Annotated in this window: 13 protein-coding genes; 3 read left to right on the top strand and 10 right to left on the bottom strand. The window is 64.6% G+C overall.

Features of this window, described 5'->3' with window-relative positions:
- Positions 1-3 precede the first annotated feature (3 nt).
- The 7 genes from FAZ69_RS30520 to FAZ69_RS30490 all read right to left on the bottom strand — a co-directional run bounded on the left by FAZ69_RS30520 (position 4) and on the right by FAZ69_RS30490 (position 6429).
- The gene (locus FAZ69_RS30520; RefSeq protein ID WP_136898826.1) at positions 4-1125 is read right to left on the bottom strand and encodes an alkene reductase; all 1122 of its coding nucleotides are present in this window, start codon (positions 1123-1125) and stop codon (positions 4-6) included.
- Between the two features lie 28 nt (positions 1126-1153).
- A complete protein-coding gene (locus FAZ69_RS30515; RefSeq protein WP_136898825.1) occupies positions 1154-1876 on the bottom strand; it encodes a hypothetical protein in 723 nt (240 codons plus the stop codon).
- A gap of 36 nt (positions 1877-1912) precedes the next feature.
- Positions 1913-2320 (bottom strand): nuclear transport factor 2 family protein, encoded by a 408-nt coding sequence (locus tag FAZ69_RS30510; RefSeq protein WP_136898824.1) that lies wholly within the window; start codon positions 2318-2320, stop codon positions 1913-1915.
- A 98-nt stretch (positions 2321-2418) separates the two neighbouring features.
- Positions 2419-3180 carry an SDR family oxidoreductase gene (locus FAZ69_RS30505; RefSeq protein ID WP_136898823.1) on the bottom strand — a complete coding sequence of 254 codons (762 nt, stop codon included), beginning with the start codon at positions 3178-3180 and terminating at the stop codon, positions 2419-2421.
- Between the two features lie 60 nt (positions 3181-3240).
- Positions 3241-4038 (bottom strand): alpha/beta hydrolase, encoded by a 798-nt coding sequence (locus FAZ69_RS30500; protein ID WP_136898822.1) that lies wholly within the window; start codon positions 4036-4038, stop codon positions 3241-3243.
- Positions 4039-4181: 143 nt separating this feature from the next.
- A complete protein-coding gene (locus FAZ69_RS30495; RefSeq protein ID WP_136898821.1) occupies positions 4182-5186 on the bottom strand; it encodes a LysR family transcriptional regulator in 1005 nt (334 codons plus the stop codon).
- Positions 5187-5319: 133 nt separating this feature from the next.
- Positions 5320-6429: an alkene reductase gene (locus FAZ69_RS30490; RefSeq protein WP_136898820.1), complete on the bottom strand. Its 1110-nt coding sequence runs from the start codon at positions 6427-6429 to the stop codon at positions 5320-5322.
- Between the two features lie 268 nt (positions 6430-6697).
- On the opposite strand from FAZ69_RS30490, the gene FAZ69_RS30485 reads away from it, so the two are divergent.
- The gene (locus FAZ69_RS30485) at positions 6698-7354 is read left to right on the top strand and encodes a glutathione S-transferase family protein (RefSeq protein WP_136898819.1); all 657 of its coding nucleotides are present in this window, start codon (positions 6698-6700) and stop codon (positions 7352-7354) included.
- Between the two features lie 200 nt (positions 7355-7554).
- A complete protein-coding gene (locus FAZ69_RS30480; protein ID WP_369407770.1) occupies positions 7555-8577 on the top strand; it encodes a LysR family transcriptional regulator in 1023 nt (340 codons plus the stop codon).
- Positions 8578-9447: 870 nt separating this feature from the next.
- Here the strand turns inward: FAZ69_RS30480 and FAZ69_RS30475 are convergent.
- Positions 9448-9657, bottom strand: coding sequence for a hypothetical protein (locus FAZ69_RS30475; RefSeq protein WP_169708818.1), 210 nt, complete (start codon positions 9655-9657; stop codon positions 9448-9450).
- A gap of 81 nt (positions 9658-9738) precedes the next feature.
- On the bottom strand, positions 9739-10035 hold the full coding sequence (locus FAZ69_RS30470; RefSeq protein ID WP_136898817.1) for a hypothetical protein: 297 nt from the start codon (positions 10033-10035) through the stop codon (positions 9739-9741).
- On the opposite strand from FAZ69_RS30470, the gene FAZ69_RS30465 reads away from it, so the two are divergent.
- Complete coding sequence (locus tag FAZ69_RS30465; protein ID WP_136898816.1) at positions 10010-11686, top strand: hypothetical protein; 1677 nt, start codon at positions 10010-10012, stop codon at positions 11684-11686. The two genes, FAZ69_RS30470 and FAZ69_RS30465, sit on opposite strands and share 26 nt — an antisense overlap.
- 113 nt (positions 11687-11799) lie before the next feature.
- Here the strand turns inward: FAZ69_RS30465 and bamA are convergent.
- On the bottom strand, positions 11800-12890 hold a 1091-nt coding region (gene bamA / locus FAZ69_RS30460; RefSeq protein ID WP_136898815.1), incomplete at its 5' end, for an outer membrane protein assembly factor BamA.

Genomic DNA, 12890 nt, shown 5'->3' with positions numbered 1-12890 from the left:
ACGTCATGCCGGCAGGGCCTGAAACGCGGGATAGTCGGTGTAGCCCGCGGCCGTCGGGCCATACACCTTCGGCCAATCGACTTCGGCAAGCGGTGCGTCGATGGCGAAGCGCTCGGGCAGGTCGGGATTGGCGATGAACGTGCGCCCGAAGGCGACCATGTCGACTAGCCCGGCTTCGATCAGCCGATTGCCGCGCGTGCGATCCATATCGACGTTGGCAATGATGTTGCCGCGGTAGAGATCGCGGAAATGGCGGAACATGCCGTCGCCGGCCAGTGCGGCGAGAGGCGTCGCGGACAGGTCCGCCATCGCGCCCATCAGCAGCAGATGAGAGAGATCGAAATCGTTGAGCCGGCCGATGACGTATTCGGATGTGGCAAGGGTTTCATCCGTGGAAACGAACGCCCCCGTTTCGGACGTCGCGGGCCCCGTCTTGATCCCCGTTCGATGCGCCCCGGCCGCCTCGGCCACCGTTTCCAGGACCTCGAACAGAAAGCGTGCGCGGTTCTCAATCGAGCCGCCGTATTCGTCCGTGCGCAGATTGGTGCGCACGTTGAGGAACTGGTTGAACAGGTAGTGATAGCCGCCCTGGATCTGGACGCCGTCGAAGCCGGCCGCGATCGCGTTGCGCGCTGCGCGGCCAAAATCGGCGACCGTGCGGCGGATTTCATCCTTCGCCATCGGACGCGGGACCACGGTGTCCTTGCGGCCGGCAGCGGTGATGCTCTGCTGCTCGGGGTTGACCGCCGAAGCGGACGGCGGCTCCTTGCCGGCATGAAAATCCGGGTGCCCCAGCGAACCGGTATGCCAGAGTTGCGCGACGATCCGGCCGCCCGCGCGGTGCACGGCTTCCGTCACCGCGCTCCAGCCGCGCACCTGGGCCTCGCTCCACAATCCGGGCACGTCCGCCCAGCCGACTGCCTCGGGGCTCACGAAAACGCCTTCGCTGATGATCAGCCCCGCCGAGGCGCGCTGCGCATAGTAGTCGGCGTGCACGCCGGTCGGGGCAAGCTCGGGGTTCGCCGAGCGCATGCGCGTGAGCGGCGCCATGACGATGCGGTTCGGCAAGTCGAGGTTCCCCAGTTGAATCGGCTCGAGCAAGGGCTGGTTGCTTTTGATGTTCATGGATTTCCCAAGTAAGTCCGGCGCAGGCTCATTCGGTTTGGAAATCGATCTCGCGAAAGTCGATCGACACCAGCAACGGCTCGTCGACCTTTCGCCTCGCTTCGTCGTAAGCAAAGACCCGCCGCGACATCGGCACCATGACGCCGCGCACGTTGCGGTAGTCCGATGCGTAGTTGGCGCCTTGCGCTCCGCCCATCACGTCCACCGTGTAGTCGTGGCGGCGCAGCAGTCCGTCTTCACCGAAGTAGGAAATCTGCTCGCGACTGTGACTGGCGATCGAATCCGGGAACGTGACCTTCAGACGCCGCCAGACTTCGCCGTTCTCGTGCCATTCGGGCAGCTCTTCCGTGCGGAAACCGGGGTAGGTGTAGAGAAACGGTATGGTCAGATAGGTCCAGAGTGCGTAGCCGGTGAAGTACAGCGCGTGCAGGCGATCCCATTCGGTCTGCTGGGTGTGGCCTTGATACGACTCTCTCGGTGCGCGCCGTTCCACGGCGGCCTGGTTGTTCAGCGAGCCGTAGCGCACGGCGTCCGGCGTGAACGTGCCTTGCCAGCCGGCCGTCGGCGACGTGATCTCGACATGCTGGCGCCGCAGGCTTGCAGTCAGCTCGATGCCCTGGAACATATCGGGCTGGCCTTTGAGGTGCCATACGGCGCCGCCGATGTCGAGCGCGGCCGTTGCGGTGTCGAACTTCGTCCAGTTGTCGATCCCGCCATGCGCCTGTACAACTTCTTCGAGCAATGTGCTCATTGCGTCCTCCTTGTATGGGGCGGTATGGCGCGAGCGTTACTGCTCGTTGGCGAACGTGCCGCCGAACATCGGCAGGCCGCTGGCCGATTCCGCTTGCGTTGCCTCGTCCTGCAGCACGTCCCAGTGTTCGGCCAGCTTGCCGTTCTCGATGCGCACGACATCGGCGGCGATCCATGCCCGCGGCCGTCCGTGTCCGGAGAAACGGCCATGGGCGATCACGTAGTCGCCTTCCGCGACGATCAGCTGGTTCTCGTAGCGCAGCGCGGCGGGCAAGGTGCGGATCAGGTTGAACAGGCCGTCGCGTCCCGGCGCGATGTGCGCGCTGTGCTGGATGTAGTTGTCGGACCAGAAGCGCTCGGCGGCGGCATAGTCGCGCTGATTGAACAGCGTGTCGAAAGCCTCGAGAACGAGGGCCTTGTTCTGTTCAGGGGTGGTTTTGCTCATGTCGATCTCGCTATCGATGAAAGGGGGCATGATGTTGTTTGCGCCGGCTTCGTGCGTGTGCTGTCGCGCGCCGCCGACGCGCGGCGCGCGTGCGGCTCTCATTCGACGGGAATCGGGTTGTCGACGATGAACTGGTTGAACTGTTCGACGAACGCATGCTCGTTGGGCCCCGCGTTGTCGCGCAGCGGCTTGGCCGCGTCGACGACGACCTCGGTCGTGGCGGTTTCCAGCAGCTTCATCGTTTCGGCGATGAACGCATCGAGCGGCATGGCGCGCGCGTCGCCGCTCTTGTGGATGAGGTCCGTGTCGACCCAGGGCGGCGCGATTTCTAGTACGCGCACGCTCGTATTGCGCAGCACGAAGCGTTGCGACAGCGTGTACGAGTGGATCGCGGCCTTGGTGGCCGAGTACAGTGCGGTTGCCGCGAGCGGCACGTAGGCGAGCACCGAGCTGTTGTTGATGATGGTCGACTCGGGCTGGCGCTTCAGATGCTCGACGAAGGCAGCGCTCACGCGCACGGGGCCGAGCAGGTTCGTGTTGACGAGATGGACGGCCTGAGCGTCGTCGAGCGCGCCGCCGGCATCGTCGAACGGCATGATGCCGGCGTTGTTGATCACGACGTTCAACGCCGGATAGCGTTCGATCAATTGCGCGGCGACCTCGCGAATCTGCGCGGCGTTGCCGATGTCGAGCTCGACGGTATCGATGTTGGGATTCTGCTTCGTGATCTCGTCGAGCAGCGCCTTGCGCCGTCCCGCGACGATGACTTTGTTGCCGCGCTTGTCGAGGGCTTCCGCCAGCGCGCGGCCGATGCCAGACGTGCCGCCGGTGATGAACACGGTATTTCCGGTGATCTTCATGATAAGGGTTCCTTACTGGGTTGAGTGGACTTCAGGTTTGATGCGACGGGGGCGCGGCCGTTATCCGTCCGCCAGATGACGCTGGAGAAATCCGCTTGCGGCCAAGAGGGCGGGCATGTGCGTCGCGATGCCGGTGCGCGTCGTGTTGGCGTAGCGCGCGCATTCCGTGGGCACGCCCGCGGTGATCAGCGATGCGGCGTAGTGTTCGGCTTCGCCATGCAGCGGGTCGTTCTCCACGCTGGCAATGAAGGCCGCCGGCAAGTGCGCGAGACGGCGCGACTCGAGCGGCGCGGCGTAGGGATGAACGCGCTGCGTGAACGTGGGCAGGTACGCGCAGTAGCTGGCCGCCAGGGCGTCGAGCCTGGGCCCTCTTTGAGCCGGATCACGGCCGACGCGCGTCATGCTGGGGTCGAGCAGCGGAGCGAGCAGAACCTGGGCGCGGATGCCGGTCTCGCCGCGATCGCGGGCGACGGCGGCGAGGCAGGTCGCGATGTTGCCGCCGGCGTCGTGGCCCGCAACGGCCATCTGCCGCTTGTCGGCGCGAAGGCCGCTGGCTTCCGAGTGCGCCCACAGCAGCGCGCGATGTGCGTCTTCCACGGCGTTCGGAAACGGGAACGCAGGCGCGAGCGAGTAGCCGACAGAGACCACCCAGGCGCCAACGTTCAGCGCTAGCGCCTCGCATGCAGGATTCGTCTCGTCGAGCGTGCCGGCGGTGAACAGGCCGCCGTGGAAGTACAGGATGATCGAGAGCCGGCGCTCCCGTGCCCGCGGCCTGAAGCTGCGCACGACGATGGGTTGGCTATAGCCGTTGATGCGAGCGTCTTCGACCAGCAGATTCGGATGCGAAACAGTAGACATGCCAGGCAACGCGCCGCGTTCTCACTTGAAGGAACATGGCTGCATTCTGGTCTGCGGCGGCTGGCCGATAAATCCCGCGTTCGAGTCATCACTGTTCTCGCGACGAGAACAATGCTTCCTACGCTCCCGCGGGCGTGGCTCGCCTACGCGATCGGTTCCGCTTCGTCGCCCGCAACGTCGATGGCGTCGGCATCCTGGGCATCGATGCTCGTCGGGCGGCACCGCGCATCGGCTTCGGGTGTGCTGGACATCAGCGGGTGATGGCGAATGAGATCGGCGATCCAGTCGACGAATGCGCGCACCGTTGCGGAAAGATGGCGGTTGTGCGGATAGACGACGGAAATGGGCAGCGTCGGCGGCTTCCATTGCGGAAGAATCTCGACCAGTGCGCCCGATTCGAGGTAGGGCAGCGCCATGAAGCGGGAGCCCTGGACGATGCCGAGGCCGTTCAGCGCGCTGAGCAGGTAGGCTTCGGCGTCGTTCACGGCGACGGAGCCTTGCATCCTCATCTCGACGACTTCGCCGTCCTTTTCGAACATGAGCGGCATGATCCGGCCCGCGCGGCCCCAGTAGTAGTTCACCGCGCGGTGATTGGCGAGCTCGTCCAGCGTTCGCGGGGTGCCTGCCTTGCGCAGATACGCCGGGCTCGCGACGGTGACGCCCTGATAGACGCCGACGCGCCGCGCCACGAGCGTCGAATCCTGCAAGGTGCCGATGCGCACCACGCAGTCGATGCCCTCCTGCACGAGCTCCAGGGGCTTGTCCCCGAGACCGAGCATCAAATCGATGTCGGGATAGCGCTCGTGAAAGCCGCCGAGCGCCGGCATGACGATGAGGCGCCCGAATGCGCCCGGCATGTCCACGCGCAGCTTGCCGCGCGGCGCGCGTTCCTTGCCGAGGAACGAGCTCTCGATGTCGTCGATGTCGGCCAGGACGCGCACGGATCGCTCGTAGTACGCGGCGCCGTCCGGCGTGAGGTTGAGGCTGCGCGTCGTGCGCTGCAGCAGACGCGTTCTCAGGTGCGCTTCGAGGCCCTGGACGATCACGGTCACGCGCGCGCGCGGCATGTCCAGCGTCTCGGCCGCGCGCGTGAAGCTCTTCGTCTCCACCACGCGCGCGAATACTCTCATGGCCAGTGCGATATCCATTGCCGAAAACCTCGTCGGAATTTGCCCGTCATACCCAGCGCGCAGTCTAAACCGCGGCGGCGGATGCCGCCACACGCGTGCGCGACGGCATCACCCTGTCATCGGGCCGGGCATCTTCCGGCGGCATCCGGTCTCATGCCGCGACGGGCTCCTCATCGTAGGACGGATAGTCCGTGTAGCCCGCCTCGGTGCCGCCGAAGAACGTCTCGCGGTCATACGGGTTGAGCGGCAGATCGCGGCGCAGACGTTCGGGGAGGTCCGGGTTCGCGATGAAGTGCCGGCCGAACGCGACCAGGTCGGCGTCGCCGGACTGCAGGATCGCTTCGGCGCTTGCGCCATTGAAACCGCCCGCTGCGATGATGGGGCCGTGGAAGTGCGCGCGGAGCCGCCTGGCGGCGACCGGGTTCTGGTCGCGCGCCTGATTCTCTTCGTTGCCGGCGATGCGCGGCTCGATGAGATGCAGGTAGGCGATGCCGAGCTTGTCCAGATCCGCGGCCACATGGGCGAACAAGGCCTCCGGGTCGCTATCGGACATGTCGCCGAACGAGCCGCTCGGGCCCAGGCGGACCGCGACCTTGTCCGCGCCCCACACCGAGATGACGGCGCGCGTGACGTCCAGCAGGAGGCGGGCGCGATTGGCGATCGGGCCGCCGTATTCGTCGGTGCGCTGGTTGCTGCCGTCCTGCAGGAACTGGTCGAGCAGGTAGCCGTTCGCAGCGTGGAGCTCCACGCCGTCGAAGCCTGCCTTCATGCCGCGTTCGGCCGCGGCGCGAAAGCTTTCGACGATGCCGGCGAGCTCCGCCGTCTCCAGTGCGCGATTCGGCGTGTTGGGCGTCCAGCCGGCTTCCGTGTACGCGAGCCCGCCGTGCGGCACTTCGGATGGCCCTACGGGCCGGCCGCCGCCGGGCTGGAGCTGGGCGTTCGACTGGCGGCCCGCGTGGTACAGCTGCAGGAAGATCTTGCCGCCCCTGGCGTGCACGGCGCCGGTCACCGTCTTCCAGCCTGCGATCTGGCTGTCGTCGTAGAGACCGGGGGCGCCGAGATAGCCGTTGCCGTTCGGTGCGGCGATGGTGGCTTCGCCGATCAGGAGGGCGCCGGGCGAGGTGCGCTGCGCGTAGTACTCGGCCATGAGCGGGCCGGGGCGCGCGCCGCTTTCGGCGCGCATGCGGGTGAGGGGCGCAAGAACGACGCGATGCGCCAATTCATATGAACCGACCGCAACTTTCGAAAAGAGCTTGGACATTTTCGATCTCGACAATGGGCAATTCGACAAGGAACAGGATGGAAACGGCTGGGACGCACCGGCGGCCGGCCGCGCTCGACGCCAATGTAGAGGTTGGCTGGCGCAAGAAAAACGGCTCGGCCGTCGTGTCACTGCGGACCCGCATGTCCGCAATCGGCCGGCGCCTCTCGTCAGTCGAGGCCGAGGCGCACCCGTCCACAAATCCGGCATCAGGTGGCTTAAACTCGGCTTTCCCCGCAGTCCGACGAGCACCACTGGAGGCTTTCCGATGAAACTCGTGGGTCCTTGGTTGTCCGGCTACACGCGCCGCGTAGGCACTACGCTGAAGCTCCTGAATCTTCCGTTCGAACATCTGCCGTATCACGCGTACCAGCAGCGGGAACGCGTGAAGGCGTTCAGCCCGATGATGCGGGTGCCCGCGCTGGAGCTGGACGACGGCCAGGTCCTCATCGACAGCAGCGCGATCGTCGACTATCTCGACAGCCTCGTGCCGCCCGAGCAACGGCTGATGCCCGCCGGCGGCCCGGAGCGCGTGCGTGCGCTGCAGCTCGCGGGCTACGCCATGGCCTGCTACGACAAGCTGGCCCGCTATTGCGACGAGCTGATGCTGCGCCCCGAGGCTTACCGATTGGCGCATCTGCAGGCCGGCTACGAGGAGCAGCTGCTGATCGGGCTCGGCGTGCTGAATGCGGCGCACGCTCAGCCGTGGTTTCTCGGCCCTCGAATTTCGCAGGCCGACGTCATGGCGGTCATCGCATTCCAGAGCGCCGCGGTGGTGTTGCCGCACGCGGTCAACAACGAAGCGTTTCCGCAATTGGCGGCGCTCGCGCATCACGCCATGCAATTGCCGGCATTCTCTTCGACGCTTCCCGATCTGAGTGACCTGCAAGCCTCGGGGCTTTTCGGCGCCGACGCCAACGCGTAGCGGTGCCCGTTCCCGCCGGCGATGGATTCGTTCGCCATTGTTTGGCTGGGGAGAACGAACATGTCTCTTCTCGCGCATTGATCGCCTGCAAAGCCGTTCCGATAATTCAAGCCATCCGGAGAGGGAGCGCAGTGGTTCGGACTGCTGCGTGGATGGCCCTTATCCGGCGAATTGAACTTCACCAAAGCGAAGAAGCGGACATGGAATTCGATTTCGAACAGATCGATGCGAGGCAGCGCTACAAGCTGCCCGGCAGCTCGGTTACGCCGCGTCCGATCGCATCGGTATCGACGCTCGGCGAGAGCGGGCGGCCGGGCGGTGCGATGGACCGCATGAGCGGCATCGCCATCTTCTCGCGTGCGGCGGAAACGCTGAGCTTTGCGGAAGCGGGGCGGCAACTCGGGATTTCGGCGTCGGCGGTCGGCAAGGCCGTCGCTCGGCTGGAAGCGCGCCTCGGCCTTCGGCTTTTTCACCGGAGCACGCGCAGCGTGCGGCTCACGCCCGAAGGCGAGCTCTTTCTGGCGCGCTGCCAGCGCATCCTCAACGAGATCGTCGAGGCGGAATCCGAACTGGCTGTCTCGCGCGCGGCGCCCACGGGCCGCCTGCGCGTAAGCGTTCCGCGGGTCGGCATGCTGCTGATGCCCGTGCTGGCTGCGTTCATGCGCCAGTATCCCGAGGTGCAGCTCGACATCGACATCAGCGACCGTATCGTGGACGTCATCGAGGACGGCTTCGACGTGGTCTTGCGCACCGGAGAGGCGGTCGACTCGCAACTCACCACGCGCGTGCTCGGCCACTATTCGCTTGTGATCGTGGCCTCGCCCGCGTACCTCGCGGAGCGTGGCGTGCCGGCTGAGCCCGAGGATCTCGCCACGCATGCCTGTCTGCAGCATCGCTTTTCGCGAACCGGCCGCTTGCGGCGCTGGTCGTTCGTGCGCGGCGGCGCGACATTCGAGGTCGAGCTGCCAACGACTGCGATCGCGAGCGCGGTAGAGCCGCTCATCGCATTGGCCGAACAGGGGCTGGGCCTAGCCAGCGTGCCGGACTTCGCGGTGCGCGCGCAACTGGCCGACGGCTCGCTCGTGACCGTGCTGCGAGACTTCACGGCCGACCGCGTCCCCTTTCGCGCGCTCTGGCCCTCGGGGCGCATGATGCCGCCGAAGGCGCGGGTGTTCGTCGATTTCCTGAGCCGTCATCTCTTTCCGAGTGAAAGCAAAAATTAAGGAAGCGCCGATGGCGGGTCGGGTCCCGAGCCGGGGAGGCGGCCGGAGCGGCTGCAATTGCGACGGGCCTTCCCAGCAGCGCCGTGTATTCGGGTCGAATTCAAAATGCGCGCAATATTATTAATTAATCGTGCAAGTTCTGCGCGCCGGAGCTTGCATTTCTCGCAAGCTCCGGCGGGGCATTAAAATTCCCTGGCCGATCCGGCAGCTATATTGGCGAATTGACGCTAATTGGGGATTAAGTGAATTCTTGATTGGGGGTAATCCATAAATGATTCTCTTGGAATAGTCATACGCTATCCTAATAAACAGAAAAGCTGCGCAATGCTCCCCATCGATGGGGGAGTATCAATCCAATGGCGTTCGAAGTAGCGGATTTCCACAAATATCCCGATGATCTAAGCATTTACCCTCGGTGCCAAATCATCTATTTCACGCTCTTAAATTACAATTTATTTCTATTTATTTTTCTTTGAGCTGAAAAAAATTGCCTTTAGCATACGCCGGGCCTAATTCCTCAGATTCAACGCCGAAAGAGGGTCATGTCGTGTGTCTATCCGCATATTTTAATCTTCGCATATCCGCCAAATCACGTTGGCGTATTAATACTAGAGAATTTCTTGCCGGGGCGTTATTCGCGTTGGTTTTGAGCATCGGTGGCCTCTGGGCCTCGAGCGCTCACGCCCAAAGCACGCTCGTCGTCAATGGGGTCACTTATACGCAGTGTGCACAAGAGAACCAGTTCTGCTCGTTCACCGGGACCGCGTACGTCGTCTTCGGCACGAGCACCTCGTACAACGTCAACGGGCCGTTCACGAACGGCGTGAGCTGCACGAACGGCGTCGTTTCTTCGACCGACCCGGCCTATGGCTATGCGAAGAGCTGCTGGTACGGCAGCCCGTCGTCGAGCAGCACGAGCTCGGGCTCCAGCTCCAGTTCCGGTTCCAGCGGGAGCGCCGGCACATCCACGTCGTCGTCGACCTCGTGGACCAAATGCGCGTCCGAGAACGGCTTCTGCTCGTTCACGGGGACGAAGAATGTCCTCTTCGGCGCCAGCACGACCGCCAATAACGTGACCAAGAGCTTCACCAACGGAGTGGCTTGCACGAATGCGGCATTCGGCGGCGACCCGGCCTACGGCACGAGCAAGAGCTGCTGGATTCAGTCGTCCAGCGGCACGGGCACGACCTCCGGCACGACCTCGGGTTCCGGCTCGACGTCGAGCTCGGGCACGGGTTCGACCTCCGGTTCGACATCGGGCTCGAGCACAGGCACGAGCTCAGGCTCGACCTCGGGTTCGGGCTCGAGTTCGTCGTCGGGCGCTTCGTCGAGCTCGAGCGGCGCCATCACCTGCGCTTCGCCCACCGCGTCCTCGGGCGGCAGCACCAATGGCGCGATCACTGCCGACACGCCCAGCTCGGATGGCACGCGCATGTTCGCGGCAGGCAGCACGTTCAATCTCGCGTTCGTCACCAACGCGCCGGCGTCCGATTCCGTCACGTGGTCGATCCAGGATCATGTCGGCAACATCAAGGGCAGCGGCACGTTCAACGTCGCGAGCGGCGCGCAGACCAACACGCTCTCGTGCAAGTCCACGGTCGCCGGCTACTTCGCCGTGACGGGGACGCTGGCCCACGCTGGCGGCACCCTGCCGCAAGCGGGCACCCGCCCGACCGGCATCGCCACGTTCGGCATCCTGCCCAACGTGTCGGGCGCGGTGCCGGCCGTGAGCTACGCGCATCAGGAACAGCACCGCTTCGGGATGCAGGGCTTCAACAGCAACGCTGCCGCCTTGTCTGATCTCGGCGTGTCGCAAACGATCGACGACCGCGAGCTCTCCACCATGGAGCCCAACGGCCCGAACACGTGGACGCCGTCGCTCTCCGACCTCAACTCGTCCTACACGAACGGCAAGATCATGCGGCTCGTGCGTCTCGACGGCATTCCGGCCTGGGCCAGCCCCACCGGCGGCTACGAGGACGACACGAACGCGCCGACGGATCTCTCCTACTACCAGAGCTACATGTCGCGCGTCGGCACCGATACGGAGGCGATCCGCAAGGCCTACTTCCCGAGCCAGCAGAGCAACTACTACCAGGTGACCTGGGAGCCGCAGTGGGCGGATTCGCAAGCGAACTTCGTCTCGATGTATGCGGCGGTCTACAAAGGCTTGCACTCGACGGACCCGAACGCCGTCGTGATGGGCACGGGCAACCCGTTCCCGGCCAACTGCCAGACCCAGTGCACGAGCGGCTATCTGCAAACCTACGCCGCGCTGGGGCTGGGCCAGTACATCGACGGCATCACGACGCACGGCTACTACAACGCCGGCACGTACCCGGCGCATCCGCCCGAGCTGTACGACACGGACCCGAACCCGGCGAACGTCGCCAATGCGCTCGACAAGCAGATGCAGCAGCTGCGCTCGGAGATGCAGTCGATCAAGCCGAACATGAAGCTCTGGTCCACCGAGCTCGGCATCAGCTACGACTCCGGCGCCGCTTACGGCCCGAACTACCCGTCGTCCAACCAGCTCTACGCACAGGCTGCCGTTGCCGCGCGCGCGCATCTGATCATCCTCGGCGAGGGCGCGCAGGTGACGTACTTCTTCTATGGGCCGGACTTCCCGGGTGAAGTCGGGTACGGCACATTCTTCGACCTCGTCGATTCGCAAGGGGGGTACGGCGCAACGAACCTGAGCCCGAAGCCCGAAGCGATGGCGTTCGCCGCGATGACGCGCATCGTCGACGGCACGCAGACGCTCGGCCGCCTGAACGGCTTGCCCTCGATGGTGTATGGCTACGCGTTCCAGCAACTCAGCGGCAACACGGTCATCACGGCCTTGTGGACGCATAACAATGCGCAGTGGCCCACCTCGTCCGGCAGCTACAGCCCGACCTACAGCACGAACTACGCGCTGACCGTCGATGCCAGCGGCGCGAGCGGCAACGTGACCGTGCTCGACATGATGGGCAACGCGAGCACCGTGCCGTACTCGAACGGCGTGGTCAACCTGAAGCTGACGGAGGCGCCGATCTACGTCGTGTCTTCGAACGCGAGCGTGATCAAGGGGAATGTCACGGTGCCGGTGGGCTACACCGGGCAGTGAACGTTGTTGCTACGAACGTAGCGACGGATCGCTGAAGTCGAACCTGCCGGGCGCCGAAAGGGCCCGGCAGGTTTTTTTGTTTGCCCTGAGGAACATGGCCAGCTGAGAAGAAATCAGAACGACGTGCCGATCTGGAATTGGAACACCTGGTATTTGTCGCCGCTATGGCGAACCACCGGAAAGCCCACCGACAGTTTCAGCGGCCCGATCGGCGAGATCCATTCCAGGCCCGCGCCATAGCTGTAGCGCAGGCCATTCGCTCCGGTGCTGCTGCCCTCGTCGCCCCAGACATTGCCGCCGTCGACGAACGTGAAGACGCGCAGGGTGCGATCCCAGCCGGTGCCGGGCAGGGGGAAGGTCATTTCGATGTTGGCCACGACCATCTTCGAACCGCCGATCGGATCACTCGTCGACGAATCGCGCGGGCCGAGCGAGCCCGACTCGTAGCCGCGCACCGAGCCGATCCCGCCCGCGAAGTAATTCTTGAAGATCGGATAGGCTTTGCCGGCGAAGCCGTGTCCATAGCCGCCCTGCAGGTTGAGACCGAGAATGAAGCCCTTCGCGAACGCGTGGTAATACTGCGCCTGCAGATCGGACTTGTAGTATTCCGTCTCGCCCGCAGGCGTTCCCACCTCGCCGTTGGCCTGCAGGTAGTAGCCGTTGCTCGGCACCAGCGCGCTGTCGCGCGCGTCGCGCGACCAGCCCGTGGTCAGCGGCACGTTGTTGACGACGTGGCCGAATTCGGCAACATAGTCCTTGTAGCTCTGCGGGGTCGACGAATCGGTGTGGATCCGGTCCTGCTCGAGGCCGGCGCCGAAATACACCATGTCGCCTTCCGAGAACGGGATGCCGAATTTCATGTCGGCGCCCATGCTGATGATTCGGAAGCTCGAATCGGAGTAGTAGTAGAGCGGATACGAGGTCCGGTAGTAGGCGTCGGTGATCCGCTTGATGCCGTCCACCGTGAAGTACGGGTCGGTTTGCGTCACCGACAGCGTGCGATAGGTCGACGCCGTATTGACGTTGACCGAGACGCTCGTGCCCGAGCCGAATACGTTGTCCTGCGACACGCCCGCCGAGAGCACCACCTTGTCCGTCGAGGAGAAGCCCGCGCCCAGCGTGATCGCGCCCGTCGGCTTCTCGGCGACCTTCACATCGACGTCCACCTGGTCCTGCGAGCCTTCGACCGGCACCGTCGTCACGT

This window comes from Trinickia terrae, from assembly GCF_005144415.1.
GTDB classification, from domain to species: domain Bacteria; phylum Pseudomonadota; class Gammaproteobacteria; order Burkholderiales; family Burkholderiaceae; genus Trinickia_A; species Trinickia_A terrae.
The sequence above is the reverse complement of the archived record's forward strand: the minus strand, read 5'-3'. Positions and strand labels throughout refer to the sequence as shown.

Coding starts and splice junctions, on each gene's coding strand:
- FAZ69_RS30490 (WP_136898820.1), bottom strand. CDS start 6,429: ATGTCCAAGCTCTTTTCGAAAGTTGCGGTCGGTTCATATGAATTGGCG.
- FAZ69_RS30520 (WP_136898826.1), bottom strand. CDS start 1,125: ATGAACATCAAAAGCAACCAGCCCTTGCTCGAGCCGATTCAACTGGGG.
- FAZ69_RS30515 (WP_136898825.1), bottom strand. CDS start 1,876: ATGAGCACATTGCTCGAAGAAGTTGTACAGGCGCATGGCGGGATCGAC.
- FAZ69_RS30465 (WP_136898816.1), top strand. CDS start 10,010: ATGTTCGCGGCAGGCAGCACGTTCAATCTCGCGTTCGTCACCAACGCG.
- FAZ69_RS30495 (WP_136898821.1), bottom strand. CDS start 5,186: ATGGATATCGCACTGGCCATGAGAGTATTCGCGCGCGTGGTGGAGACG.
- FAZ69_RS30505 (WP_136898823.1), bottom strand. CDS start 3,180: ATGAAGATCACCGGAAATACCGTGTTCATCACCGGCGGCACGTCTGGC.
- FAZ69_RS30510 (WP_136898824.1), bottom strand. CDS start 2,320: ATGAGCAAAACCACCCCTGAACAGAACAAGGCCCTCGTTCTCGAGGCT.
- FAZ69_RS30480 (WP_369407770.1), top strand. CDS start 7,555: ATGGAATTCGATTTCGAACAGATCGATGCGAGGCAGCGCTACAAGCTG.
- FAZ69_RS30485 (WP_136898819.1), top strand. CDS start 6,698: ATGAAACTCGTGGGTCCTTGGTTGTCCGGCTACACGCGCCGCGTAGGC.
- FAZ69_RS30500 (WP_136898822.1), bottom strand. CDS start 4,038: ATGTCTACTGTTTCGCATCCGAATCTGCTGGTCGAAGACGCTCGCATC.